Origin of the sequence: Streptomyces sp. SID12501 (assembly GCF_010550245.1) — a bacterium.
In the GTDB taxonomy this organism is placed as follows: domain Bacteria; phylum Actinomycetota; class Actinomycetes; order Streptomycetales; family Streptomycetaceae; genus Streptomyces.
Genome location: NZ_JAAGLU010000394.1, coordinates 1 through 531, shown reverse-complemented (window position 1 = coordinate 531; position 531 = coordinate 1). Strand labels below are relative to the sequence as shown.

Below are 531 nucleotides of genomic sequence, written 5' to 3'. Positions count from 1 at the left end.
CTCGCGGTGGTCGTGTACGTCGGCGACGTCAGCTCGCGCGTGGGGCCGATGACGCAGGCGTACCAGCTCAACCGTGCCGTCGACGCCTACGAGCCCATCGAGCCCGACATGCTGGAGGCCGTCGACGTCCCCGAGCGGTGGGTGCCGGCCACGGCCGTGCGCGACGTGTCCGAGACGAGCGGGCTGGTCGCCGCCACCGCGCTGCCCGAGGGGTCGCTCGTGCAGACGGGCATGCTCGTGCCGCGACCCGGCGTCCAGCCCGGGTTCCGCGAGGTCGCGATCGTCGTCGACGCCGAGACGGGTGTCGCCGGCAAGGTCGCGCCGGGCGACCACGTCGACATCCTCGCCACGGTCGACGGCGACGAGCAGCGCCCGCCGCGCGCCGAGGTGTGGGTCTCCAACGCGCTCGTCCTCGAGGTCGGCATCCCCCAGAACATGGAGGACAGCGACGTCGGCGGCAACTTCACGACGACGCAAGGGGTGCCCGTGACGTTCGCCCTCACCTCGGAGGACGCGCTGCGGCTCGCCTAC

1 protein-coding gene is annotated in these 531 nt (G+C 73.1%); it reads left to right on the top strand.

Annotated features, from left to right (window positions below; all coding sequences use genetic code 11):
* The coding region (gene cpaB, locus G3I71_RS46405; protein WP_164324961.1) for a Flp pilus assembly protein CpaB at positions 1-531 on the top strand (531 nt) is incomplete at both ends.